The sequence below is a fragment of the Priestia endophytica genome, from assembly GCF_026790145.1.
Classification (GTDB): Bacteria; Bacillota; Bacilli; order Bacillales; family Bacillaceae_H; genus Bacillus_I; species Bacillus_I endophytica_A.
This window is the reverse complement of record NZ_JALAMS010000018.1, coordinates 466,173-491,101: the sequence shown is the minus strand read 5'-3', so window position 1 is coordinate 491,101 and position 24,929 is coordinate 466,173. Positions and strand designations below refer to the sequence as shown.

At 35.0% G+C, this 24,929-nt stretch carries 24 protein-coding genes and 2 pseudogenes; 7 read left to right on the top strand and 19 right to left on the bottom strand.

Going from position 1 to position 24,929, the window contains the following annotated elements; genetic code table 11:
* Nucleotides 1-85: 85 nt before the first annotated feature.
* From MOC86_RS16125 to MOC86_RS16090, 8 genes are all read right to left on the bottom strand, one after another.
* Nucleotides 86-1,366, bottom strand: a complete 1,281-nt coding sequence (locus MOC86_RS16125) for a class II D-tagatose-bisphosphate aldolase non-catalytic subunit (RefSeq protein ID WP_268585068.1) — start codon at nucleotides 1,364-1,366, stop codon at nucleotides 86-88.
* A 23-nt stretch (nucleotides 1,367-1,389) separates the two neighbouring features.
* Nucleotides 1,390-1,704: a PTS fructose-like transporter subunit IIB gene (locus MOC86_RS16120; protein ID WP_040057753.1), complete on the bottom strand. Its 315-nt coding sequence runs from the start codon at nucleotides 1,702-1,704 to the stop codon at nucleotides 1,390-1,392.
* A gap of 20 nt (nucleotides 1,705-1,724) precedes the next feature.
* Entirely contained in the window at nucleotides 1,725-2,780 is a 1,056-nt protein-coding gene (locus MOC86_RS16115; RefSeq protein ID WP_268585067.1) for a PTS fructose transporter subunit EIIC, read from the bottom strand.
* 32 nt (nucleotides 2,781-2,812) lie between these two features.
* The gene (locus tag MOC86_RS16110; protein WP_268585066.1) at nucleotides 2,813-3,256 is read right to left on the bottom strand and encodes a PTS sugar transporter subunit IIA; all 444 of its coding nucleotides are present in this window, start codon (nucleotides 3,254-3,256) and stop codon (nucleotides 2,813-2,815) included.
* Nucleotides 3,249-4,625: a BglG family transcription antiterminator gene (locus MOC86_RS16105; RefSeq protein ID WP_268585065.1), complete on the bottom strand. Its 1,377-nt coding sequence runs from the start codon at nucleotides 4,623-4,625 to the stop codon at nucleotides 3,249-3,251. Before MOC86_RS16105 ends, MOC86_RS16110 begins: the two co-directional genes overlap by 8 nt.
* Before the next feature lie 11 nt (nucleotides 4,626-4,636).
* Nucleotides 4,637-5,158, bottom strand: a complete 522-nt coding sequence (locus MOC86_RS16100) for a helix-turn-helix domain-containing protein (RefSeq protein WP_268585064.1) — start codon at nucleotides 5,156-5,158, stop codon at nucleotides 4,637-4,639.
* Between the two features lie 194 nt (nucleotides 5,159-5,352).
* Nucleotides 5,353-6,339 (bottom strand): hypothetical protein, encoded by a 987-nt coding sequence (locus MOC86_RS16095; RefSeq protein WP_268585063.1) that lies wholly within the window; start codon nucleotides 6,337-6,339, stop codon nucleotides 5,353-5,355.
* Between the two features lie 300 nt (nucleotides 6,340-6,639).
* Nucleotides 6,640-6,777 carry a hypothetical protein gene (locus MOC86_RS16090; protein WP_268585062.1) on the bottom strand — a complete coding sequence of 46 codons (138 nt, stop codon included), beginning with the start codon at nucleotides 6,775-6,777 and terminating at the stop codon, nucleotides 6,640-6,642.
* A 236-nt stretch (nucleotides 6,778-7,013) separates the two neighbouring features.
* Between MOC86_RS16090 and MOC86_RS16085 the strand changes: the two genes are divergently transcribed.
* Nucleotides 7,014-7,184, top strand: a complete 171-nt coding sequence (locus tag MOC86_RS16085; protein ID WP_268585061.1) for a hypothetical protein — start codon at nucleotides 7,014-7,016, stop codon at nucleotides 7,182-7,184.
* Nucleotides 7,185-7,290: 106 nt separating this feature from the next.
* Here MOC86_RS16085 and MOC86_RS16080 read toward each other — a convergent pair whose 3' ends face one another.
* On the bottom strand, nucleotides 7,291-8,793 hold the full coding sequence (locus MOC86_RS16080) for a malate:quinone oxidoreductase (RefSeq protein WP_268585060.1): 1,503 nt from the start codon (nucleotides 8,791-8,793) through the stop codon (nucleotides 7,291-7,293).
* A gap of 331 nt (nucleotides 8,794-9,124) precedes the next feature.
* Nucleotides 9,125-9,550: pseudogene (locus MOC86_RS16075) on the bottom strand (2-oxoglutarate dehydrogenase E1).
* A 363-nt stretch (nucleotides 9,551-9,913) separates the two neighbouring features.
* Between MOC86_RS16075 and MOC86_RS16070 the strand changes: the two are divergent.
* The 3 genes from MOC86_RS16070 to MOC86_RS16060 all read left to right on the top strand — a co-directional run bounded on the left by MOC86_RS16070 (nucleotide 9,914) and on the right by MOC86_RS16060 (nucleotide 12,600).
* Nucleotides 9,914-10,984 carry a DUF3900 domain-containing protein gene (locus tag MOC86_RS16070; RefSeq protein ID WP_268585059.1) on the top strand — a complete coding sequence of 357 codons (1,071 nt, stop codon included), beginning with the start codon at nucleotides 9,914-9,916 and terminating at the stop codon, nucleotides 10,982-10,984.
* A 401-nt stretch (nucleotides 10,985-11,385) separates the two neighbouring features.
* The gene (locus MOC86_RS16065; protein WP_019394549.1) at nucleotides 11,386-11,586 is read left to right on the top strand and encodes a cold-shock protein; all 201 of its coding nucleotides are present in this window, start codon (nucleotides 11,386-11,388) and stop codon (nucleotides 11,584-11,586) included.
* Nucleotides 11,587-12,453: 867 nt separating this feature from the next.
* Nucleotides 12,454-12,600 (top strand): BH0509 family protein, encoded by a 147-nt coding sequence (locus MOC86_RS16060; protein WP_113714284.1) that lies wholly within the window; start codon nucleotides 12,454-12,456, stop codon nucleotides 12,598-12,600.
* Between the two features lie 153 nt (nucleotides 12,601-12,753).
* Here the strand turns inward: MOC86_RS16060 and MOC86_RS16055 are convergent, their stop codons facing one another.
* From MOC86_RS16055 to MOC86_RS16045, 3 genes and pseudogenes are all read right to left on the bottom strand, one after another.
* Entirely contained in the window at nucleotides 12,754-13,737 is a 984-nt protein-coding gene (locus MOC86_RS16055) for a tRNA dihydrouridine synthase (protein WP_268585092.1), read from the bottom strand.
* A gap of 239 nt (nucleotides 13,738-13,976) precedes the next feature.
* Nucleotides 13,977-14,717 carry a hypothetical protein gene (locus tag MOC86_RS16050; protein WP_268585058.1) on the bottom strand — a complete coding sequence of 247 codons (741 nt, stop codon included), beginning with the start codon at nucleotides 14,715-14,717 and terminating at the stop codon, nucleotides 13,977-13,979.
* 34 nt (nucleotides 14,718-14,751) lie between these two features.
* A pseudogene (locus tag MOC86_RS16045) lies at nucleotides 14,752-15,824 on the bottom strand (PD-(D/E)XK nuclease family protein).
* Nucleotides 15,825-17,205: 1,381 nt separating this feature from the next.
* On the opposite strand from MOC86_RS16045, the gene MOC86_RS16035 reads away from it, so the two are divergent.
* The 3 genes from MOC86_RS16035 to MOC86_RS16025 are packed head-to-tail and all read left to right on the top strand — an operon-like array spanning nucleotide 17,206 to nucleotide 19,176.
* The gene (locus MOC86_RS16035) at nucleotides 17,206-17,769 is read left to right on the top strand and encodes an ATP-binding protein (protein WP_268585056.1); all 564 of its coding nucleotides are present in this window, start codon (nucleotides 17,206-17,208) and stop codon (nucleotides 17,767-17,769) included.
* Nucleotides 17,769-18,824, top strand: coding sequence for an N-acetyltransferase (locus tag MOC86_RS16030; protein ID WP_268585055.1), 1,056 nt, complete (start codon nucleotides 17,769-17,771; stop codon nucleotides 18,822-18,824). The genes MOC86_RS16035 and MOC86_RS16030 overlap by 1 nt, the downstream gene beginning before the upstream one ends.
* Nucleotides 18,802-19,176, top strand: coding sequence for an ASCH domain-containing protein (locus tag MOC86_RS16025; protein ID WP_268585054.1), 375 nt, complete (start codon nucleotides 18,802-18,804; stop codon nucleotides 19,174-19,176). The genes MOC86_RS16030 and MOC86_RS16025 overlap by 23 nt, the downstream gene beginning before the upstream one ends.
* A gap of 639 nt (nucleotides 19,177-19,815) precedes the next feature.
* On the opposite strand, the gene MOC86_RS16020 is transcribed toward MOC86_RS16025, so the two are convergent.
* The 6 genes from MOC86_RS16020 to MOC86_RS15995 all read right to left on the bottom strand — a co-directional run bounded on the left by MOC86_RS16020 (nucleotide 19,816) and on the right by MOC86_RS15995 (nucleotide 24,755).
* The gene (locus tag MOC86_RS16020) at nucleotides 19,816-20,694 is read right to left on the bottom strand and encodes a phosphorothioated DNA-binding restriction endonuclease (RefSeq protein WP_268585053.1); all 879 of its coding nucleotides are present in this window, start codon (nucleotides 20,692-20,694) and stop codon (nucleotides 19,816-19,818) included.
* 335 nt (nucleotides 20,695-21,029) lie between these two features.
* The gene (locus MOC86_RS16015; RefSeq protein WP_268585052.1) at nucleotides 21,030-22,316 is read right to left on the bottom strand and encodes an AHH domain-containing protein; all 1,287 of its coding nucleotides are present in this window, start codon (nucleotides 22,314-22,316) and stop codon (nucleotides 21,030-21,032) included.
* A gap of 379 nt (nucleotides 22,317-22,695) precedes the next feature.
* A complete protein-coding gene (locus MOC86_RS16010) occupies nucleotides 22,696-23,124 on the bottom strand; it encodes an SMI1/KNR4 family protein (protein ID WP_268585051.1) in 429 nt (142 codons plus the stop codon).
* Between the two features lie 47 nt (nucleotides 23,125-23,171).
* The gene (locus MOC86_RS16005; protein WP_268585050.1) at nucleotides 23,172-23,570 is read right to left on the bottom strand and encodes a hypothetical protein; all 399 of its coding nucleotides are present in this window, start codon (nucleotides 23,568-23,570) and stop codon (nucleotides 23,172-23,174) included.
* 157 nt (nucleotides 23,571-23,727) lie between these two features.
* Nucleotides 23,728-24,207 (bottom strand): hypothetical protein, encoded by a 480-nt coding sequence (locus tag MOC86_RS16000; protein ID WP_268585049.1) that lies wholly within the window; start codon nucleotides 24,205-24,207, stop codon nucleotides 23,728-23,730.
* 227 nt (nucleotides 24,208-24,434) lie between these two features.
* Entirely contained in the window at nucleotides 24,435-24,755 is a 321-nt protein-coding gene (locus MOC86_RS15995) for a DUF5412 family protein (protein WP_268585090.1), read from the bottom strand.
* Nucleotides 24,756-24,929: the final 174 nt, after the last annotated feature.

The following is a 24,929-nucleotide window of genomic DNA, read 5'->3' as shown; positions in this document are numbered from 1 at the left end:
ATACAGAAAAACAGAGACAACTATTGTGTCTCTGTTTTTCCAAACCAAAATGTCTATTCTCTTTGTTATACCTAATCCTCATTGTTTACTGTTTAACTGCGTCCATTTCCATCATTCTCGATGTAGTTCCTTCAAGGTTATAGCACTCTACATAAGTATTTAAAGACCGCTTGATTCGGTCCACTACAAACCGATCACCATCAATATTGTTTTCTTTCAAGTTATAAAAGAGTTGTTTAATTCCTTCCTTCACTTCTTCATTATTAAACGTATAGTGCCCCGCAATATCTAAGATTTCCTCAGCAAGGTTTTCATCTTTAAAAATCTCGTCTACTGTTGCATCCTTTTGTTCACCAACCATCCACTTTCTCCATCGTTCACTTTTAATCGCATGTTCTAACAGGATGTTTCGGATATTAGACGTTTTACTAAAAAGACCTTCTTCTTTTAACTTTTCTTCCACTTTACTTAACGACAAGTAAGCTCTCGTTTCTTCTGTACCATATTGAGGAGCAACATTTGTTGCTGTAATTTGAGCTGGTAGGTGTGCTAGAAGAACATCATCCTCAATGTAATCTCCGTTATGTTCCTTCAAACCAACTCCGTACTTTTTAGCCACTTCAGCTAAATCTTTTGCATTTGAAAAGTTAAACGTTCCAACGTTCTCTGTTTTCTTTACAAGCGTACCTGTCTGTCCAACAATAAATGTTGGCTTTGGCAATCCTTTTCGTTCTAATTCGTTTGTAAGTTCAATGATAAAGGATTCATATGTTTCAGTAGACGTTAACCCGCCGTTTGTTTCTTCTGTTCCAACCTCGTAGCCAATTTCAGGGAGGTTCCTTTTTTGCCTTTCTTGCTCACAATATTCAATAAGTTCAACTGTTCGTTTTAACACTGTCTCGAGTGGAATGACTTTTCCCATTTCAAAAGGATCTTTCGTAGGATCAATGTGAAGTAAATCAAAACCAGCTTCAATATCTGCTACGTATGATTTCTTCCCTAGTTCCATTGCTGTTTCTTCATCTAAATGATCGTTTCTTTCCTTATCTCGTTGCCATGGACCCCCATGATCTCGGCATACATAATATAGACCGTTAAAACCAACTTGTTCAGCTGTTGAACGGATAGCTTTCATAAACGTTTGTTGATTCCATCCGTTCACATATCCTCCTCCAAGTTCTTCAGCGTCTACTTGGTTTCGGCTTGCGATAAATAAAAGGGGAAAATCTTTTTCTTTAGCAAGTTCAAAACTTGCACGAAGCAGACGACCTGACATTGGCCCAATACCTAACAACGTAGACCCTTTTCCTTCTTCCTGTAAGTCTAGCAAAATATCTACCGCTTTTTTAATTGGTAATTTAGTCATCTTTTACACTCCCCATTTATTTATTATTGTTCCTGAAGCTTTTGTTCTAACTTTTTAACAATTAGGTCTGCTTTTCTAATGGCATTTCCTGCTGTAACGCGTACAATTTGTTTTCCACTAAATCGTTCCTCTCCTTTAATCGACACATCTTTGGTTAGAATCACAAAGTCTGCTCCTTCAATATCTGTCTGTGTGATCTCACCTTCAATCCCTACAGAGCCTTGCGTTTCAACAGAAATGGTGTGCCCTCCTTCTTTAAACGCTTTTTCTAACGCTTCAGCTGCAAGATATGTGTGAGCAACTCCCGTTGGACAAGATGTAACAGCAACAATTTTCATTTCTTAATCACTCCTTTTTATTAATCAAACTCTAATTCAAAATCATCATCTTCTTTATATACAGATTGCTTTGTTGTACTTTCGACGCTTTGTTTAAAGAGCCCAACCATACAAGTTGTAACAGCTGTTCCTACAATAATGGCGATAATATAGCTTAATCGTCCTTCAACTACAGGTAAAACAATAAGTCCACCCCATGGAGCGAAATTAGATGCCCCAAGAAGCAAAGAAGTGACAGCTCCTGCTGCTCCTCCTACCATAATGGAGGAAATCACTCTTAAAGGATCAGCTGCGGCAAATGGAATGGCTCCTTCTGTAATACCAATGGCGCCCATAATATAAGCTGCTTTTCCTGCTTCACGTTCTTCGACGTTAAATTTGTTTTTAAATAAAGTAGAAGCAAGCGCTAAGCCAAGCGGTGGTGTACACCCTGCAACAGCTACGGCTGCTAGGAGCTGTGGATACGTATCCATTACGGCTACGGCGAAAAAGAAAGCCGTCTTATTAAAAGGACCTCCCATATCAAATGCCATCATTGCTCCTAAAATAATCCCTAGCATAATTTTGGAGCTGTCTTGCATGCCAAGTAGCCATTCGCTCAAAGCTTCCATCAAGTTTGCAACAGGTTGACCAATAAACAGGACTACAATCATTCCTGAAATGAACGTTCCTAAAAGAGGAATAATAAAGATTGGAATAACAGTTGCAACTGTTTTTGGTCCTTTGATTTTCTTTAAATAGTAAACAACAATTCCTGCCACAATCCCCGCGACCATTCCACCGAGAAAGCCGCCTCCTAGCTCATACGCAAGATACGCAGAAATAATCCCAGGTCCTAATCCTGCTCTGTCTACCATCGAGTACGCGATGAACCCACCTAATATGGCCACATAAAGAGATAAACCTGCTGTACCAACTTGGGCGAGTGCTCCTAAAAATCCTTTCTCAGGTACAGAAGCTTGCCCTGAAAGCATTACAGAAATGGCTAGCAATACACCTCCTGCGACCGTAAACGGAATCATATAAGAAACGCCTGTCAAAAGATGTTTTTTCATATTTTTCATTAATTCCACCATAATCATCTGCCCCCATTGCTCTTAGTATCTCTTTAGCTTTGAACAGCTTCCGTTAATAAGTCGTATAGATCTTCTTTAGAAGATGCTTGCAGCAAACTTGAACGGAATTCTTCATCAATTAACTTTCGGCTAATGTTTGCTAAGATTTTCAAATGAACGGTTCCTTCCTGCTCTTTTGGAACACCTATAAGGAAGACTAACTTTATTTCTTCTTCATTGTTATCCCACTGAATAAACGGCTGTGGACGGGCAAAGGCAACAAAAGGCCTTTTCACACTTTCTGATTTGCCATGCGGAATAGCGACCGAAAAGCCAATTGCTGTTGAACATTCTTCCTCCCTTTTTAAAACAGATTGCATATAGTGAGAAACCTGACTTACTTTCCCTAATTCATTAGCTTTTTGAGACAGAGAATAAATTAACTCTTCTTTATCTTTAAATGCTTCATCTACAACAAGCAGCTCTTTTTCAATCATCCTCTTTTCCTCCTAAAATGTGCAAAATATCGTCTTTACACCTCGCACGTTCCATCATTTGTAATATCCTTTTAGAATCCAACACTTGATAAAGCTCCCGTAGGATTGGTCTCATACTTTGCTTGTTTTCTACTTTCAAGACGATAAAAAACACAATGGAAACTTTACTTTTCCCCCACCTAATTGGCTCTTTGAGGGTTACAACGGAAATACAGGACTTTTGTACAAACTGATTTTCTCCATGAGGAATGGCCACCTTATTTCCTAAATCTGTCGAAGCCTTCTGCTCCCTGTTGTTCACAGATTCATAGAATTGATCTGTCACATAGCCTCTTTTTTGTAGACTTGTTGAGACAAATTCAATCACTTCATCTTTATTTATCATGTCTAGGTTGGTAAAAATCAAGTTGCGGTCAATAGCTTGAAGGAGTTTTTCATGTCGATGTCTGATTTGGTTTTCGTTTTGAAAAATATAATCAAGATAAAAACTATTAAGCTTCTTAGCATCGTTAACATCCATCATCGGAGAAACTAACACAACTTTCTTATTTATATTTTGAAGAGGAATTGTGGAGATGATGAAATCAATATCCAATGCTTCTACATTTACATCTAAAAGCTCTCTATATGAATAGATAGCGGTTACATAAATTTGGGGAACCATTCGTTTAATTCGATTAGCAATCAGCTGTGATGTTCCAACTCCGCCAGGACATACGACAATTACCTTTTTAATGCTAACGTTTCGTTCAAGCGCAGCTTGAAAGTGAATCATGAGAAAACTGACTTCGTGATCATTGAGCTTTAAACCCGTTTCTTTTTCAATAAAAGATCCTAAAAACCATGTAAATCCAAACATTGCTGAATAATTTTCTTTAATATCATCCAAAAGTGGATTTTGTACAATTAATCCGTGTTTTAATCGATATAACATTGGTTTTAGATGAATAAGAAGCCCATTGTATAATGTTTCATCATGAATGTTAGTTTCAAATGCTTCATCTGCCATCGTGCATAACTCTGTCACAAGCTTCTTTAACATATCTTGATAGTAAAGTTCAACATTTGCTCCAACATGACTTAAGCGTGCTCCTAAAATACTGCTATTTAAATATTGAATTTCTGACTGAGGAATTTCTGTGATGGATAATGAACTAAAAAGATGAAGGGCTTTTTGTACAACTCCATACGTACGCAGGGCATGAAATTCTTCTAACCTCAAGTCTTCTGTAGAAGTGACTGTAAAGCCATTTGAGATTCGGCTCAGCATAACCCCAACAAGCCTTGTTAAATGCTCATAATATTCTTCGTTAAATTTATAGCCAAGTTCTTCTTCAATGTACTGAATGATACACTGCGATTCTTTCATATCAGGAACCTCTACGGCTGTTTCATCATTATGCCGTCTTTAAATAAGGAGCAAAGAGCTTTGCGAATATCTTCTTCATTCCCTTTAATTTCTGTCCCCACATTCGATTTAACAAGGGATAAATGAAATGGTGCTAACCACTCTTTAATACATACAAGATCATTCGTAATCGAGCTTATACTTACAAAATATTTCTCTGCTAACTTTCTATAGCTGGTAGCGGTTTCATTATAGAACAGAGAAAAAAGGATTTCTTGTCGTCTTCCTTCAACAGATTCTTCTCTAGTCTTTTCTCTCTCTAAGTCGTAAAGCAATTTTTCATTATCTTCTCCAACAAGTTTAATTCCAACGCCTGCTTTTTTTGTTACTTTTGAAGAAAACGATTCTAGAAATAGATCAATAGCTTTCAAATCATTATGAAGGGTACGGCTCGAAACTTCGAGCTCCTTAGCAAACGATCCAACAGAACGATACTTCTTGCTTACAATCAATTTCTTCAACAGTATTTTTTGACGAGAAACTAACTCACTCACTTTGATCAACCCCAATCCGGATTGGTTATTCTTATAATAGCACTGTTGAAGCCTGTTGCATGTACCAAACAATTGCAAGGTAGTTGTTGAAAAAATGAAACAGCAAAAAAGAGCCATGTTGAAAAATAACATGGCTCTTAAAATATTCTTAATGACAGCTATAAAGATAAGCTCGGCATCACAATCTTTCCTTATTATCCACCGTGGCGACGCTGATACCGCCCACCTTCTACAATTTTCCGGCGGCTTCGTTCTCCGAGCGCTTCTTCTTCTCTGTCATATTCATTTGCTCTTCTTTCTTCATCATAATCCATGTATCGTTCGTCTGCTCTTCTTCTCTCATCATAATTCATGTATCGTTCGTCTGCTCTTCTTCTCTCATCATAATCCATGTATCGTTCGTCTGCTCTTCTTCTCTCATCATAATCCATGTATTGTTCGTCTACTCTTCTTCTCTCATCATAAGCAGGGTATGGTTCCTTTGGTCTTCTTCCCTTATCGTAAGCAGGATATGGTTCCTTTGAAACAGCAGCTTCTCTTCTCAAACTTTTCAAAGGATTCCTGAATAGTTGCAGTTTCTCTTTCCATCCTTGACCTTTTGCTTCATAACTTTCTCGAGGATGATCATAAGAAGAATGTCTTTGAGAATCCTTTTCCCCTTTTTTCAAAAATAAGCTTGTTAGTCCCCCAATAATTAATGTAAACAGAGCAACAAGGAGAAGTAAAAGGGAAGTTTCTCTCCATATACTTGTCGAATAAATTGACAACAATTTATCCACCAATGAAAGATTTGTTTGAAAGCTTTCCTTAATATTTAAACACCATCCAATAGTTAGAATGGCTGTTGGATACGTAGAATTTACTTTATACTTATGAGCTACAAAACCAAACGCTAAACCTACAATTACACCTAATAAGATTCCTAAAAGAAAGTATCCTATCCCAAAGCCAAGCAATAGCCAAATTGCACTATTACGGCTAAGGTACTCTCTTTTTACTCTCCATTTCTTTTTTTCTCCTGATATCATAACCATTAACACCATATATCCGACAAAAAACCAAGCTGTTTCATTGATTGGATTATCTCTATTCATAAAGAAGGCTGCAGCTAACGTAAGAACGTACGGTAACCCAAGCCACAGTAACACTTTGTCCAGTGGTCTCATCCAACTTACAAACATTTTATTTTTCTCTCCCTTCACCAATTCACCAAGGGAAATCTCTTCCCTTGGATAGCGAAATTAATTCCTAGACATATTACGAATGAACACTCTCATTAGTTTCAATTTATTTGTTGAAAAATAAGTATTTTTGACTTTTCTTTGGTGTATTAAGAAGGTCGCGTTTTGAACGGGAATGCTAATGAAAAATGTTATCTTAGTTATACACCATTAATTTCTCTCCTGTGATCCATATTATCATAATAAAAGTCGAGATATCTATAGACCTCGACTTTTATCCTTTATATACAAAATTATGTATTAAAACCCTCGACTGTGCCAACCACCTCTATGCATTCCGTTAATAAATCCGTGTAAAAAATCAGGGAGTTCAAATATGGCAAGGTAAGCAATGATGGTTAGTGTGATGGATATTTTTAGAAAATCGTATTTCGTCAATGGTGTCACCTTTTCAGTTAGTCTAGTTCTTTTACCTTCTCAATACTGACCAGGTATTAATATATGATATATTTTCCATTTAATCAATACTTTTATATAGCTCCTATAGATTATTCATACAAAAAGAAGCCTTCCCTTTTCCGTTAACTATATTTTTATTACTAAATCAAATTGATTCCTTTCAAGTCTCTCCTCCTTTAAAATAAAAGAAGAAACTGAAGAAATGAGGAAACAGCATGAGATGCGGATCAAAATGTTTCATTGTTGAAATAGAAGTCGGAGGAGAAAAACAAACAAAGTCAGTAACGGCTAAAACACCAATAGAAGCTAGAAAAACGATTAGAGGAGCCTACGGAACAAAAGCTCATATTTTATCGGTTATTGAAGATAAAAAGAAGAACCTTTGATTAAAAATCAAAGGTTCTCATTCGTTCCGTACTCTATTATCTATGTAACTCTGAATTCCTATACCATAAAGCCAATTATTCTCTAACATACTAGAGAAAATTCCTATCAACTATAAACAGGTCCTCTTTCACTCAATCCAAGCGCCTTCGATGTTGAAGTATGAATCTCTTTGAAAAGCTTTGGATTGTCCGCTAATGATAGTCCATATGACGGAACCATTTCCTTAATCTTTGGTTCCCAAGCATTTATTTCATCTGGGAAGCATCTTTTAATAACCTCAAGCATAACATGAACAGCGGTAGAGGCTCCTGGTGAAGCACCAAGCAATGCCGCAATTGAGCCGTCCGAGGCACTAACAACTTCCGTACCGAACTGAAGGGTTCCTTTGCCACCTGCTTCAGTGTCTTTAATCACTTGAACGCGCTGACCTGCGACAACGAGTTCCCAGTCTTCGCTTCTTGCTTCTGGAATAAACTCACGTAGTGATTCCATGCGTTTTTCTTTTGATAACATAACTTGACCGATTAAATATTTTGTTAGCGACATTTCTTTTACGCCTGCTGCTAACATTGTTAGCACATTATTTGGTTTCACAGAAGTAATCAAATCAAACATTGAGCCATTTTTTAAGAACTTTGGTGAGAACCCAGCAAATGGTCCAAACAGCAATGACTTTTTATTGTTAATATAGCGTGTATCAAGATGTGGAACAGACATTGGAGGAGCGCCAACTGGAGCTTTTCCATATACTTTCGCATGATGCTTTTCCACAACTTCCGGGTTGTTACAGACCATAAATAGTCCGCTTACAGGGAATCCTCCGATGCCTTTTCCTTCAGGGATACCTGATTTTTGGAGTAAGTGAAGACTTCCTCCACCACCGCCGATAAAGACAAATTTAGCGTTATGGCGTTCTGTTTTACCGCTTTCCATATTTTGAACTTTTACTTCCCATGAACCGTCTTTTTTACGATTAATATCTTCTACACCATGTTTATACTTCACATGAACGTTTTGATTTTTTAAATGATCAAACAGAATGCGTGTTAATGCTCCAAAGTTTACATCTGTTCCAGAATCAATCTTTGTCGCTGCAATTGGATCTGTTGATGTACGGCCTTCCATAATTAACGGAATCCACTTTTCGAGCTCTTCAGGATTATCAGAAAATTCCATCCCTTCAAATAGAGGATTTTTCGTCATGGCGTCGAAACGTTTCTTTAAGAACTCAACGTTTCTTCCTCCTTGCACTAGACTCATATGAGGCAATGGCATGATAAATTCCTGTGGATTTTTAATTAAACTTTTTTTCACAAGATAAGACCAAAACTGTCTTGAAATTTGGAATTGTTCATTAATACGAATTGCTTTACTAATATCTATAGATCCATCCGGTTTTTCGGATGTGTAATTAAGCTCACAAAGTGCCGCATGCCCTGTGCCAGCATTATTCCATTCATTAGAACTTTCTTCCCCTGTTTTTGCGAGCTTTTCAAATACTTTAATATTCCAACCTGGCGCTAATTCTTTTAGTATTGACCCTAATGTTGCACTCATAATACCAGCACCAATTAAAATAACGTCTGTTTGTTCCTGTCTGTTATTCATAATACCCTTCCTTATCCCCTTGTATTTGCAAAAAAGATGTAGTGACTCCTATCCAGGGATCACCAAACCCAAGCGCGACCTCGGAATACATCTTTCTTGTCTCGATGAAAACTTCCCCATATTTTATTATAGTAATTAACAGGTTAAAATATCCACCGTTATCTGATAATTATAAACTATTTAAAGGTTTAAAAAAAGGGTGAAAATGTATTCACTATAACTATTATTTGATTCAACTCTCTAAATCTTTATCCCTATTACTTATCTAACAACCCTCATTTCCCTTATTATTAAGGTTTTAGATGTGTTTTTTATAAAGTCGATGATTATCTTATAAGTAATATTCCCATAACCCAAGCCGACCTTTTGCTGGAATAAAGTTGTCCAACATTTTCATCCCCTCCACTTCCCAAGCATAATAACCAACCTCAAAATCACCTAAGAAATAGTCGTCTTCTGATACAATTCTTCCGTCTTCTAAAATGGCCCACGTTTCGTTATTTTCAACAACCTTCAAACAGTCTTTAAACTCGCACACCGCAATAATCATTCCTGTAGGGAGATTTTTTGTTGTGTAGCCGTGCGTATCCAGAAGCGAATGGATGGCTATACGGTTACAGGCTTCCCTATTTATTTTCTTACTTGTGTGAATAGCTAAGGGGCCACGGTAATTTGTTTTCCATGATCTCGTCTCATATGTAGCCTCTCTAAGAACAAAAAGGTTTGCTCACGGTTGAATCATTGATAAAACTTTCATTGTAATTGTCCTCCAACGTCCGAAATTCTACTTTTTCTCTAGAGTTTCCTTATGAAGTTATATTATGAGTACATAAGATTTAAAAGAGAAGATGAAGAGGTTTTAAAAATGATTAGAAGGAATGACATGTAGTTAACATTCTTTTTAGACACATTAATCATCACTATAGCAAGGTTATAAAGTCTTTCTATGGACTGCACGCTATAGTTCACAGAGACCTCTTATTCCACCAATCTCAACCTTCTTATATACAGGAAGAAGAAACAAGAAAAGAAACCGAATTCGTTATTCCCCAAGCGTTGACGCCACATCTACTCTTTCTTATACTGAAGTAACCGATTAAAAAGAAACAAGGTGAACTAGATGGATTTTAAAATTAACTTTTTATCATTTTATGTAATACAAGTAGAAGGAAAAGAAGAACAAGCATCTAAACAGTACAAGCATTTTCAAACGCTTGATACGGAAGAATATGAAGAAAGCTCAATTAAAGATTTTTTAGACGGCGAATTCAAGAAAATTGTAAAGCGCAAAGTAGATCGTCATCCAAAAGCTGAACAAGTCCCAACAAAGCTTGGCTATTTTATTGTTGAGCCAGGACATGATCTTGATTCAAACCCGAATTACAATTTATTTCACCGCACTCGTTTCGCCGCTACGAAAGAGGAATTTGAAGAAAACAGCGAACAGTTTATCAATGCTTATCTTGATACAGCTGCCGTTCGCGGAGGCGCATTTCTAGTTGTATCTGCTGTTCCAAGAAAATATTTTGATCATGCTTTTGTGTTTATTTTAAAGTGTGACTTCGAGCCAAAAGTAGCTTCTATTTCAGATGAATCCACCCTTATTCGTCATGTTGAAATGGCGATTACGACAAAAAATATGAAGTCGATTCAATACCCGTACATGCCTGAAGAAGGTATGGTCGAGGAAGGCGAGCTTGTCATTCACCAAGCTTCACATGCCCGCTATTTTGAGGACTTCTTAAAGTTCATCGACTACAACGAGCCAATGCCTGAAGTGATGAAAACACAAGTGATGGATATGGTGCGGGAACATGTCAGTGAAACGTTTGAAGCTGAAAGTGAAGAACACCAGCAGTTTGAATCAGATATGGAACTGTGGGCTGCAAGTGAAAAGCGGGAGATACAAGAACGGTTAGATACGCATCAAGTGATGGAAGCAGCTGCTCATATTGTCGAGCATACGCCTGAAGCTGAGTTAAAAATGAAGCTTGGCGAAACAGAAATTAAGGGGTTGCTAGCGGATTTCGGAGAGAATATTCATTTAGCGAAAGTTAATGGCCGTTATGTAGCGATTGTGGAAGCAGAATCCATTCTGTTTGAAAAAGGCGCTTCTCCGATTGAGTTTCATAAGCCGGATGATTTGCATGGGATTATTGAGAAAATCAACAATAAGCGATGGGAAGATTAAGGTTTATAAATTGTAAAGCAAGTTAACAACACTGTGTTTATGGGGTTTGTGAACATTTTGGTTACCCCACATAAAAACATTTTTAACCCATTATATAAATAAAGAAGTTTCAAATCCACCACACAACTCACATGTTTGTAGATATGTTTTTCAAGGCCCTTACGCGTATTAAATAGTAAACTGTTCAAGATCCACTTGATAAAAAATCTTCTTTTATTTTTAAAAATATTTAGCGTCTATTACTTAATTTTCGTCTTTACTTGCAATACCTGATTGTTTCTGTTACATTTAATAAGAATTATTTTTGTTCGGCGAAGATTGACAAGTTAACAACTTTCGTCTGAAGATTTGAGCAGGAATAGTAACACAATGTGTGCATAGCACACGAGGAGGCAACAATAATGGAACAAGGTAAAGTAAAGTGGTTTAACGCAGACAAAGGTTTTGGATTTATCGAACGTGAAAATGGAGACGATGTATTCGTACATTTCTCAGCAATCCAAGGCGAAGGCTTCAAATCTTTAGACGAAGGTCAAGCTGTAACTTTTGAAGTAGAACAAGGCCAACGCGGACCTCAAGCTACTAACGTTCAAAAAGCGTAATTAACCCAAACATACAAACAGACTCTACTCGTAGAGTCTGTTTTTTATTCCCCTAAAAACTTAAAACCCATAATAAAAACCCTACTCACGAATGAATAGGGCATATCGAAACAAGAATAGTAATTGGTAAAGCAAATGGTAAACTCAGTATAGCATAGTATCCTTACAATACCTAATTTTTTTACTATTTAGTGTTTTTTTATATGCAATTCAATAAAACCATTCTTTCTTGAGCTTCTGTTTATAATAGCAAGAAGATATTCTATGTATGATTTATTAAATGACACATTCATCTTCTCCTTTAATAGCCTCCAACCTTTGAAATTCTACTTTTTGTATAGAGTTTCCTGAGAGGATAATATTATAAGCAAAATAAAAAAAGGAAAAATCATTTATGTATCTTCTAACTCTTAGATAAAAACAACCTGGAAAATCTACGTTTTTGCTATAAGAAAAGCCTATGCGTCTCAAGAACTTTTCCAAATAGATACGAAATTAACACAGACCCCTTCCTGAAAAAACTTCTTTTAATTCCTTCTCTCAGCTAGAATTTCCCTCTCCCTACTTGCGCTGACGCTGGTCAAACTCGAAAAGCAGCATAATCCCCACTTTTTTGTGTCCAACTTATTGAATCGAATCCATAACCCTTAACAAAACAAGATTTTTTGCCATTCGACCTTACCTCTTTAACCTCTTCAAAGTAAGCGGATCAATAACACTTCTAATTTTTATATCATTTCCTGAAGAATCATCTCAAATTGATATTGGTTTAATCTCAATTTGAGATGTATAATAAAAACAAGAAAAGGAAAACGCTTTCAAAATTTAAACACTTTGTTACTTTTCATACTATAAGGAGGATTTAAAATGAGCCAAGCTGAAAGAAATTCAAAAGCGCAGAAATTAATTGAGCAACAAAAATTCAATGAGAAAGAAATTTCCAATATGACTGATCCACAAATTGAATATTATCACTGGCTCTATTTTGATGATTCTGTTTATGATTATATGTAACTAGAATATAAAATGAAAAAAAGCGGGAAACCATTGATCATTCAAGGTTTCCCGCTTTTATTTTGATCACTTTTAGAAATCATTTCTTGCAAACTTGTTCTTTGGTCATAAGTTTAACATCCTACTTCGTTTTCACTTTGAATAGGGACACTTCTACTGTTGCCCTATCACATCAAGATTTTTTGACTCAAAGTTATCAAGCAATGCACGCACTTCATCTGTTGACGCTGTGCTCATTAATTGATTTCTTAATTCACTTGCCCCTCTGAATCCACGAACATATATCTTAAAAAAGCGATGAAGAGCCTTGAACGGACGTAGCCCTAAGCTTGAATATTTATCATGAAGATCCAGATGCAATCTTAAGAGATCAAGTAATTCCTTGCTACTATGATCTTTCGGCTCCTTTTCAAAGGCAAATGGATTGGTGAAAATACCACGCCCAATCATAACTCCATCAATACCGTATTGATGAGCGAGCTTTAAGCCAGTTTGACGGTCAGGGATATCCCCATTGATTGTCAAGAGTGTATCTGGTGCCACCTCGTCACGAAGTTTCTTAATCTCCGGGATTAGCTCCCAATGAGCATCTACTTTGCTCATTTCATTTCTTGTACGCAGATGAATGGAAAGATTAACAATATCTTGTTTCAAGATATGTGTTAGCCAATCGTGCCATTCATCTACCTCTGCGTAACCAAGCCTTGTCTTTACACTAACGGGCAATCCTCCTGCTTTTGCTGCTTGTATTAAATCTGCCGCAACTTCCGGACGAAGAATAAGGCCACTTCCCTTCCCGTTCTTTGTTACATTAGGCACAGGACAGCCCATATTGATATCTATACCCTTATAGCCTAGTTCCGCCATACCAATACTCATTTGGCGAAAGTATTCAGGCTTGTCTCCCCATATATGGGCTACAATTGGTTGTTCATCCTCTGTAAAAGTCAAGCGTCCACGCACACTTTGCATCCCATCTGGGTGACAATAACTCTCCGTGTTTGTAAACTCTGTAAAAAACACATCAGGTCTAGCTGCTTCACTCACTACATGACGGAAAACAACATCCGTCACCTCTTCCATTGGTGCCAGTATAAAGAAAGGTCGTGGTAAATCACGCCAAAAATTGTCTTTCATATTCAAATTCCAATCCTCTCACTACGGGATACGGGGCCAACCCGCTATCCTAAAATTAAAAAGCAAGATGTCCCTGCTTCTTTTACACTTATACCATATTTAATCACTTTTTATCAATCTGATTGAACTGTTTATCTTAACAAAATCGGGGTTTGGATAGGAAATGTTTATTTTAACTAGCAAGAGCATTTTTTAATTAGACGGCTGCAATTACGAATCCGTCACGATTTCAACATCGTCTACCCCAAACTTTTAATTATCGTTAAAAGATTTCGGTTCTCAACCTGTCCAAATAACTCCTCCATTGCTTGATACACTTCCTCTACATCTTCCCAATTATTTATGACTGTGCTGTCTGAAAAAATACGCGTATATCTAGCTGTAGGCTGTTTTGATTTCACAGAAAAACTTACTCCCATTTCTTCGAGCTGCTTCACAAGTAACAACCGTTTCTCTGCAACTAAAGGTCCTAATTCTAAAATTAATTTTAGGCGGCCATCCTTTAATCGTTCAAACCAGTAAGTGAAAGTACTGTCATGCCACCACCATTTCATGCGTGTTGGACCATATACTTCCTCAAGGTCTCTAAAGACTGGAACAAGAAATGAAGCGTTATGATTCTGTATTTTATAATATTCTTCAGAAATCCCTCGATTCAGCACAAATTTAATAAAAGCATCCCTTGGGATCATTCGTTGTTTTGACCTAGTATCTAGAATGCTTTCTTCTATAAAGTCAACTTCGTAACAATCTTGCTCTTTCTCCTTTAAGTTTTCTATAGCAGCTGCAATTTGTGCTAATAACTCATTAAAACTGTCATTGTTATATAACTTTTCCATTCCCTCTACAATCTTTTGTTTATCAGCCCAATCATTTATAGATATTAACTCAGTATAGATTCTAGTATATTTTTTCCCTTCTAATTTTGCAGAAGGACGGAAAGACACACCTTGATCTTCAAGGGCATTTAATAACTGCAAACGATTTTCATAAGGAACTGGACCTACCTCTACATTAATTCTTTAGGTAATCATTCCAAGTCCGCTCAAACCAAATGATTAAACCATATCCTAGCCAATATCCTGCTTCCGGCTTCCCTACTATATCCTCAAAATCTAGCCACTCTGGAAGAATAAAGTTAGGAACTTTTATATGGGCATTATAAACTTCTTCAGGGAGTTCTTCTATATGGGCAAATGTTAGAAATGCCTGACGTAAAACATTACTTCCAATAGTGAAAATATAATCTATCGTCTTTTTCTTTTTTTCATAAATACGTTTTAAAGCAGATTGTTCATTCACTGATAGCTCATCGATCTGAATGTATAATTCTCTAAACCGTGGTTGTTTTCGTGACTCCTGGTGTTGGCTCACAAATAAAAGATCAATAGCATTTTGATTCATTTGATACACTTTAAGTGCCATTTCTATTGATTCTCCATCTTCAACTAATTCTTCGCGTAAGATTGCTGTATAGTAGCTAAGGAAATCATGGATATTATCCGCTATTACTTCATGATTTAACTCTAGATGTTGAGTGATAATATCCATTACATCATGATAATCTAATGACCAATAATCGGGGTGTGAAGGTGCATAACTTGCTAGGGTAAGGTATATGGGTACTATTGTGTAATCACTATACTGAGTTTTTATGTAGTCCAAGTAATCCTTTAGCTGATTCTCTGACTCTGAAGCGTGGAACTTATTTTCTATAATAAGAACTACCTTAAGTGACAGAAGTTCTACTAAGAGATCGATAAATCTTCCTGTAGATGTTTTTACTTCACGATAAACTACTGCATCTGTTAAAGAAGAATAGAGAAATGATAAGTAATTTATAGTTTCTAACTTTTCTTCATTCTCACTTCTTGTAATTAAACGTGATAATAGTTTTTTATAAAAAAACTACCAAACTGATGATTTTCATCTGGATCTATTAACCACCTTAAAACATTTGAGTGGCGAATTTCAAAATGGCTCACCCTTAGTACCTTTAGAGGGTTAAATTGATGAAACTTCCTATGTAAATTTGCAAATTCCTTTGAGTGTTCAAGTTGTGCAATTGATTCGAATGTGTAACTCATATGTAATCCTCCGGTTAGAAACTCCCAAACTAAAGCTGTTTTATCGTTTTAATTTTTAATAATCTATTTATTATCCTCATTTATCATACCTTACAAAATAAAGTTTTGTACTCTTTTATAATTCAATATCTTTAAAAAATGTGTTTATAGCATAAAACTATAGAAATTTTTAACCTCTACGCTGGCAGCGTAGAAGTTAGTATAAAAGAGCTAGCTCTTATCTTTTTTAATCATTATATAAAAAGATTATCTACTCGATTAGCTGTCTCCATAATTATCCCTCCTTAAATATATAAGTGTTTTAATCTTAATAAATTTACTTCTTACATACAAAACTTCAATTTACATAAGGTAACAAAATCTATACTTTCTGTATAAGGATGACTCAAAAGGCTTTTTTTATTATCTCCCTCTATGGACCCTTGTTATTACTCACTTTATACAGGGAAGTATTGATAAATAATTAAGGGATAACAGCAGTGATTAGAAGGCACTATCATAAAGAAGAAAACAGTAAAAAGGATTTTCTTAGTTTTTTTTAGAAGAATAATGATAATAATTACACTTTATTGACGTTATTAATATAAGTTCATTACTTGTTCATTCGTGGTTCTGCTATCTATAATTGTAAATAATTTTCTATTAAAACATAAAAATGCTATTATCATGGGCTTTCTTGACTCTGTACATAAAAATTTAACATGTGCCTTTTAATCATTTATTCTATAAATGATCCTTATGTCCCTTCTCATATGGAGGAGCAAGTTTCTAAATAAGATATTTTACCCCTAAGCGATTTAACAGTCTCTACTATTGCAGAGAAATTCAGAATCGATATTTCTACTACCCCTACGCTTCTTTCAGTATCAAACGAAAAGGTCATCATTTTATGTTTCTAGATACTGAACTTCCAAAAATTCAGTTCAAATTACTTTTCTTCCACGAACTGTGTCATATTATCCGACACACAGAAGAATAAGATTCTATCCCTCCCTTAAAAAATTGTAGAAATGGGAAGCAAAAAACCGCTTAAAATATACCATAATCCCCCATCATATGGTACATTATGTTAAGAAGAGGGGTATTTATTATACCTCTAAATTATTTGATATTCCTATTGAAACATATAAGGAACGATTGTTAATTTATCTGAACGAAAGAATTACAAGCAGGGGCATATATTTACACAGTTATCCCCTGCCCTATCTTGTTATTAATTCTTTATCTTTTTACTGGTAAATTTAAAATTAAGTTCCTTTTGTATGCATTTTTATCTTTTTTATAAAAAAAGCAGTATACATAAGGTTGAGTTAGTTTAATAGATGAAATTTCTAGTGTTACCTTTAGATTTAAGGATATAGAACTTAAAGGAGAGATAAAGATGATTTTTGTAGGTGGTATACATGGTGTTGGGAAGACATACTTATGTACTCAATTAAGCCAAGAGCATCAACTCTTACACTATTCTGCTAGCACTATTATATCTAGAGAAAAAAATGAATGTTTTACAAGAGATAAGAGAATAAGTCGTATTTCCACTAATCAAGATTTCTTGAAAATAGGTTTAAATAAATTGGGGATCGCTAATAAAGACTTTCTTCTAGACGGTCATTTTTGTTTAATCGACAAAGATAGAAGTATAGTTAAAATTCCAGAGGCAACATTCTTTTCTTTATCCCCAAAAGCAATTGTTACTGTTACAAATTCTATAGACAAAGTAATCTCAAATTTAAAGAGTAGAGATGATCAGGATTATGATGCCCAATTCCTTAATGATTTTCAAAAAGAAGAGATTAATTATTCAAGAGAAATAGCATCAAAACTAGATGTCCCTTTTTATATTTATAATCCTTTAAAACCAACTCAAGAAATTTTTGATTTTATAAATAATGTTCTTATGGAGAACAAGATCGATAAATTCATTTTGAAAGGCAGGACTTGCTAATGAATATGGATAAGTTCTTAAAACATGATTATTTTAGAAATATTAATTTAAACGATCGTTTCTTCGATAGTCTAAAGAATGATTATAAAGAATTTGAGGATTGGTTTAATTCTAAAAAAGAGAATAAGGCTTACTATTTTGAAACAGAAGAAGGTATTCAGGCTTTTTTATATCTTAAAATTGAGGAAGAAGAATTATCGCTGTTTTCTCCACCTTTACCTAGAAAAAAGAGAATCAAGATAGGAACCTTAAAAATCAATCCGCATGGTACTAAACTTGGAGAAAGGTTCATTAAAAAAACCATTGATTATGCTGTTGCGAATAGTATTGATGAGTTATACGTAACAGTATTTCCCAAACATAAAGTTTTAGTTGATTTATTGGAAAAATACGGATTTAAGACTAGAGCTAATAATCACAGGGACAATGGTACTGAACAAGTAATGATAAAAGATTTATATAATCCTCAAGGTGGTTTACTCGAAAGGTATCCTTTGGTTAAGACGAACAATCAATCAAGTTGGTTATTAAGTATCTATCCGCGTTATCACACTCTACTATTTCCAGATTCAATATTAAATAATGAGAGCTATAATTTAATAGATGATGTGTCCCATACTAATAGCATTGAAAAAATATATATCTGTTATATGAAAGGTGCTTTGAAAATGCGTATTGGGGATGCTATTGTAATATATAGAACAAAAGACGAGAAGGGACCTGCTGAGTATAGATCAGTAGCAACGTCTGTATGTATATTACAAGAGAGAAAAACAAAAAAAGATTTTGTTGACTTTGATGACTATTATCAATATTGTAAAAGAAATACTGTATTTACAGATGAAGAATTACATAATTTATATAAAAAAGAGAACTTTATTGTTTTAAAGATGACTTATAACTTAGCCATGACGAAGAAACTTATAAGAAAATCTTTAATAGAGGATTGTGGTTTAGAGCGAAATATTCGCTGGGGGCTATTACCTTTATCTCAATTCCAGTTCAATAAGATTATGAAATTAGGTGGTATAAATGAAAGTCTTATTATCGATTAAGCCTGAGTATGCTGAAAAGATTTTTAATGGAGAGAAAATATATGAGTATAGAAGAAGTATTTTTAAAAGAAAAGATATTGATACAGTAGTAGTATACAGCACAAAGCCTGAAGGAAAAATAGTAGGTGAATTTCTAATCGATCAAATCATAACTGAAGAAATAGAGAGTCTATGGGAGAAAACAGAATCCCATTCAGGAATAAGCTATGACTTTTTCAGAAGCTATTTTCACGATAAAGAAAAAGGCTTTGCTATAAAAATAAAAAAAACTACAAAGTACGAAAAACCTTTATCCCCTTATGATTTTGATGAAAATTTTAGGGCTCCTCAATCTTTTTGTTATATAAATTAATTTTATTATTTTTTCTTAATAATAAAATTCAAGGGCTTGTTATTTTCTACGAGCTCTTCTTAAGCTTTATAAGCTATGATACGAACTCATCTCCCCTTTAGGAGTTAAACCCTTACAAGTATTGTAATAAAAGAGAATAAAGGCTTATCACTAATTTAAGGCCACACAATTAAGTTATTTTAAGGGGAACTTCTGATGGATTTTTTTAGAAAAGAAAAGTCCCAAAAAGCAAAATCAGGTTACACATGGTCTTTTATAACTGAAATCGGCATTGACGCAGCAACCAGAAAAAGGAAACAATCAACAAGGTAAGGCTTTGCTACAAAGAAAGATACAGAAAAATCCTACAATGAATTCATGAGTGAGTTTCAAAAGGCATTTATATGAATTTAAAAAATACGACCATAAAAGAATGGTTAGAATTAAGAAAAGAAATAAGGGAATACAGGTGTATAGGCGATAAAAAATTTAACCTTAAAGAACAATGTCTTGTAAATGTGGGAAGAACCATAAGAGTATTTTTTATTAAGAAAATATATAAATACTAAGGTTATCCGCCTTATCAGTCGTTATTCTGCTTAACATGTAGTTTTTTACGACCTCTCCCCCCTAATTAACAGGCACTTAAATCTATTATATCTAGTTCACTTTGACTTTGCACCTTGCAGGACCCTTAAATACCTCCCTAACATGCCACTCGATAAAATCTTCTTGCGGTTGATACAACGGATGAATTGGCCGTCTAATCTTTTGTCCATGAAACCTCATTAACCAATCTTCAAATCCATGGGTGCCATGTGCTTGAGCAGCAACCAATAACTCGTTATTCTTTGAAAAAGTAAACACCCCGCGATCAAATAGCTTATGATGCATCGAACATAATGCAATTCCATTGTTCTCCACATCAGGTCCGCCCGCTTGATGCCATTTAATATGAGCTGCTTCCACACCTACTAGGCTATGACCAAGGCGTACATTAAACCCACAAATGGCACAGCTATACTCATAAGCTTGAAGTATTTTCTCTCTGAATTTCGGATCCCTTTTTCTCTTTAAATAAGTCTCAAATTCTAGCCCAACCGCTCTTAATATATCTTCATGAATAGTGTCCGGAAAATGTTCATTGAGTAAAAATTGAGCAATTTCTTGAATCAATGTGCGGTCCGTTTTTAAAAGTTCATGGACGCTTTCCTTAAAGCCGCCAATTAAGTTAATCTGCAGCAAAGATTTGTCTGTAAAACTACGCTTATCAACTTCTTCACTCAATTCCCATATCTCATCTCCGGCCAAACGAACAAAAGGTTGCTCAGGATGATATGAATAGCGGGGAGGACCAAATTCTATAAGTAGTTCCTTTAAAGGTAACTTCACTTCACTATAAGGTAACTGCAATTGTTTCCGGGATTGCAATTGACCCAATGCATATAGAATGAGTAATGGCTTATGTGGAGCACGCTGATCTTCTTTTTTCCAAATCTTTAAATGTTTTATTTTCTCTAGAAGTTCTTCTCTAGTCATAATATCTTCCTATCTTTTGTTCGTATATTAAAACATAGTTTAGCCGAATATATATTAATGGTCGAAAGTATTTATAGATGCTATAGTCCACCTATTTTTTCAAATCTAATGTACTGTATAGTGGGACTCTGAGAATTTGTAATAGCCCCAATTATGTAATTTCTATTCAGTATATCTAAATTATCAAAATTACCTAATTTTACGTGTACAGTTTATATTATACAATAAAAAAGAGAGTCTCATTGGAGAGACCTCTTCTATTTATCATTGCCCGTGCTTCACCAACAGCTTTCTATTACTAAAAAACCTTGAAAGGCATATAGCCAACCAAGGTTTTAATTAATCACATTTTGTAAACTATTAACACTTTGATTAATATCCATTCTGTTTAATGCTCTTTCAACGACTTGGTTATAAATAGAATGGTATCCTCTATGCCTAGACATTGGACTTATATCGTCATCTGGTATTCTTAAGAAAATTCCATTTGATGCGTCATCAAAATTCATTCCGATTTTTTTTATAATCTCGTTCTTTTTCATTTCAGAAGGAATAATATGCTGTGCTTGATACCCACTCCATTTCCCTGAACGTTTAAGTCCCATCTCTTGCAACATATTTTTCCCTAACTTGGTAGAGTTTCCTCCAGTTACAACTCCAACTTTACCAGAAATCAGTCTATTAGCATTATCTATATTCTTATGCTTTTCCGATTCATACCGTTTTACCTCACCTGTTTCCTTGTTCCACTTCAAGTGAGTCTGTTCGCTTAATGGTTTACCTTTGAGAACCACTTTAGCACCTTTACCTGTCCATTTGACAAACCCTCCACCTAAAACACTAGCAGCTGCTATAGCACGATCCGATGTATCTAATTTCTTTCCAGTAAAGTATTGTTTTCCAGTACGGGCCTCATCAGCGGCTTTAGCACCACCTAAAAAGGGAATAAAATCAAATGCAAAAGAAGCTGCTTGTCCATTGGTTAAGTTTGTATCAATGAATTGCCGTTTCATAGGGTCCTTAATGTGTTTATCTTGAGCTAATCCCATTCCCCAACGCAAGGCATCAGGGCTAGGCACCTTATGATTTTTAACCGCTTCTAAGATCTCCGTCTCATAATTATTCTTAGCCTTTACCCTTACATTCTTCGACTTAGGGAACAATGTATCATAAGAGTACAATTCACCTTTTTTGTACCTAGCCATTAATTGACCGGTAGCAGGTGTGATCCTTCCTTGATAAGAAATGAATCGCTTAGATGTTACATCAAATCCTACTTTTGATAAAGCATGTAATACTATATTAGAAGGCATAAGGATGGCGTTCATTACCATATCCATTTCCTTTAAGCCTTGAGCGGTCTTCTGAATATGCTGGACGGTTTCTCCTAATCCTTCTGAATACTTCCTTATGTCATGCTCTAGTTCTTGTTGAAGAGCTTCCAACTCTCCTGTCCATACACCACTCAATTCTGATAAGGCACCAGATAAAGAGTAACTAAGCTGTCCAGGAATGACATCGATCTTAGACTTAGCCTGCATGGTTTTTTGCGCTAACTGTTCAAGGTCCTTAAAATTTGCCTTTATATCCACGATTGTATCGAATTCCTCCATTTCTGTCATCTATACTTTCCTTATTTTACATGAAATAGAATACTAAATTGGTATAAATTGAGCGATTTATAAAATATAGGAAAATAATCATATAGGAAAAAATACATAGCAAAAGTGCTCTTCAAAAGAGGAATCTCTATTCTTGATTTTTGTCACACTTGAAGTTTTCAAGTCCCTCCCTCAATTATTTCAAGTTTTTTTAACCTATAGTGATAATCTACTTTCATAAACGCATCCTCTTCAAAACTGACTCCACCAACTTTCAACCAAATATTCTTCTGGCATTTCGTTTCATTTCTTCTACTATAAACATTTTGTTTTCCTTCTCTTAGGCATAAAAAGGAGCAGGCTATACAGCATGCTCTTTGAAGTAACTTCTCATAATCTATCATTCTTCCCAGTTGTCAATTGCTTCTTGGAAGCTGTCTTGTAAATATTCATTAAAAGTTGTATATCTTTCTATTTCTTCTTTGGTTATACTGCTCCATCGAATAACCTTATGTTCATCTACTGTGCTGAGACAGTAGACAAACTCATCAACATTCTCTATCACAATATACTTTTTGGCTAAACCCTGTTTTCTACGCCGCTTTGTTTGTTCAATAACAGATGAACCGTCTGTTTCTCCCTCAACACCAAGTATATCAACTCCACAAATGCCTCCAGAACCATACTTTTTAACGTATTCTCTATATTGACGTGGAAAATTCACTCCTAGCCTATTTTCTGCCTCTGTTATAGCATCTTCTGAAACTTCTCCAAAAAAATCACTTTCTTTATCATATTCGTTTATCATTTGTAAAATTTTAAGATTCATAGATCATTTACCTCATGTGAGATTTTTCAAATGCCGTTTCGAGGTATTTATTTAAAATGCCCCTCTAGAAAATCAATATCAATTCTGTCAACCTTAATTTGTACTCTCTTATGATTGTACTGCCACATTTCATTAACTATTTCATCTTCCAGACCTAATTCAAATCCTATGTTAATCGTCTTCTTCTCACAATCTACAATACCTTTAATATGGTAGGCAAAGCTTTCCTCAATATTGAAAAGTCCATATTTCAAACTCCTATCCTCCTGGATGTCTAAATCATTCAAAATAATTAAGGAAAGAGATAGTGGATACAGCACGCCTTTTTTCGGTTCAAATGAAATACCAGACGGCATGAACCCTGTTATCTCTGCACTATTTATTTCTACTGTTACTTCTTCTTCGATATGTGGATTGAAGTTTTTTACTAATGCATTGTATAGCACTACATGGTCACCTTCTTGTTACTGAATTTTCACAAAGATAAGAAGCGCTCCTTCTAATGTAGAATTCATTAGTTATAATATAAAAAAGTGCATTTTTTTTATCATTTATAGTCATTCAACTACTCCTACAAACAGTAATAGGATGGCTATAATCTTATCAAGAATCAACAGAAACCGTTTCTTCAAACGATATCCCAAGATAACGATACTTTATGTAAACTTTATGGATTGCTTTATTATGCAGGGCACTGACTCCATAAAGTTTATCATTTTTGTTATCCGAATCCTTCTCTCGATCAGAGAAAGATGTTTTGGTTGGAATGGTTACATCCTTTATATTTGTGAATCCAAACTCTCTTGCTTCTTTACTATGGAAATCTTCAGTTATGACCAATCCTTTGAAATCGTTACTAACCTGCACCTTAGCTTCTATAGGTTTTTCATTATTGTTGACTGAGACATTTAATATCTTCATTTTGCTAAATCCTGTGTTGCCAATTCCGACAACAACCGATTTTTGACTTTGACTTATACCTAATGTATTTACTTCTATAGGCGGATTAAACTTTATAAAGCTATAGAAACCAACGGCAGCTATTACTATAACCAATGCGAAAATCCAACGTTTCTTTTTCAAGTCGTACTCTCCCTTCAAACTTATCTAGAATTTTATACATTAACTTGCTATCCAAGTTTTCTGTTCTCTATTTCTTGCCAGCAAGTCTCCTTATTAAGGTAACGTTCTTATAAAAAATATAAAAACAGCCACTCCATCGAGAAAAGGCTGTTTTTGTTATTTCATTAACCCCCAATAATTAAAGAAGGTAAAAGCTTCTATTAGCCCACTCACTTCAAAACTTCTATTCAATCAGAATACGTTTCTCCTTTTTCCAAGTCCAAAATATGATTGTTTATCGAGACCGTATGATTATTTATCCACTTCACATCAGCATGATCCATTCTATAATCGTCGTAAACTGTTTTCTCAAACCATAGTGGACCATCTAATTTTCCTAACACATCAAACGACGTTGTGGCTCCACCATTGATAAGGTAAAATTCTATTTTATAGTTGTGATCAGGAGAATGGGTTGTTTCAAACAAGTCCTCTGCGATAAACAACACACGAAGTACTCCAAGAAAGAGAATGAGGGAAAGCAATGATGAGAATATAAAAGTAAATATACTTCTTACTCTTGACCACTTATTTGTTTTATCTTCAAATCCGAAAAGCCCAAAAATAAAGGCTATTAGGGCAAATATCCAAAGAATATAAGTAGGAGGAGCTACTGACTAATTTGAAAAAACTAAGCTCAATGAAAATATTAAACATATTAAACATAAATAAAAAGACCATAA

Bases quoted from the DNA above. Each gene is read 5' to 3' on its own strand.
- MOC86_RS16125 (WP_268585068.1), bottom strand. From the start codon at position 1,366: ATGACTAAATTACCAATTAAAAAAGCGGTAGATATTTTGCTAGACTTA.
- MOC86_RS16120 (WP_040057753.1), bottom strand. From the start codon at position 1,704: ATGAAAATTGTTGCTGTTACATCTTGTCCAACGGGAGTTGCTCACACA.
- MOC86_RS16115 (WP_268585067.1), bottom strand. From the start codon at position 2,780: ATGGTGGAATTAATGAAAAATATGAAAAAACATCTTTTGACAGGCGTT.
- MOC86_RS16110 (WP_268585066.1), bottom strand. From the start codon at position 3,256: ATGATTGAAAAAGAGCTGCTTGTTGTAGATGAAGCATTTAAAGATAAA.
- MOC86_RS16105 (WP_268585065.1), bottom strand. From the start codon at position 4,625: ATGAAAGAATCGCAGTGTATCATTCAGTACATTGAAGAAGAACTTGGC.
- MOC86_RS16095 (WP_268585063.1), bottom strand. From the start codon at position 6,339: ATGTTTGTAAGTTGGATGAGACCACTGGACAAAGTGTTACTGTGGCTT.
- MOC86_RS16085 (WP_268585061.1), top strand. From the start codon at position 7,014: ATGAGATGCGGATCAAAATGTTTCATTGTTGAAATAGAAGTCGGAGGA.
- MOC86_RS16080 (WP_268585060.1), bottom strand. From the start codon at position 8,793: ATGAATAACAGACAGGAACAAACAGACGTTATTTTAATTGGTGCTGGT.
- MOC86_RS16070 (WP_268585059.1), top strand. From the start codon at position 9,914: ATGGATTTTAAAATTAACTTTTTATCATTTTATGTAATACAAGTAGAA.
- MOC86_RS16065 (WP_019394549.1), top strand. From the start codon at position 11,386: ATGGAACAAGGTAAAGTAAAGTGGTTTAACGCAGACAAAGGTTTTGGA.
- MOC86_RS16060 (WP_113714284.1), top strand. From the start codon at position 12,454: ATGAGCCAAGCTGAAAGAAATTCAAAAGCGCAGAAATTAATTGAGCAA.
- MOC86_RS16055 (WP_268585092.1), bottom strand. From the start codon at position 13,737: ATGAAAGACAATTTTTGGCGTGATTTACCACGACCTTTCTTTATACTG.
- MOC86_RS16035 (WP_268585056.1), top strand. From the start codon at position 17,206: ATGATTTTTGTAGGTGGTATACATGGTGTTGGGAAGACATACTTATGT.
- MOC86_RS16030 (WP_268585055.1), top strand. From the start codon at position 17,769: ATGAATATGGATAAGTTCTTAAAACATGATTATTTTAGAAATATTAAT.
- MOC86_RS16025 (WP_268585054.1), top strand. From the start codon at position 18,802: ATGAAAGTCTTATTATCGATTAAGCCTGAGTATGCTGAAAAGATTTTT.
- MOC86_RS16020 (WP_268585053.1), bottom strand. From the start codon at position 20,694: ATGACTAGAGAAGAACTTCTAGAGAAAATAAAACATTTAAAGATTTGG.
- MOC86_RS16015 (WP_268585052.1), bottom strand. From the start codon at position 22,316: ATGACAGAAATGGAGGAATTCGATACAATCGTGGATATAAAGGCAAAT.
- MOC86_RS16010 (WP_268585051.1), bottom strand. From the start codon at position 23,124: ATGAATCTTAAAATTTTACAAATGATAAACGAATATGATAAAGAAAGT.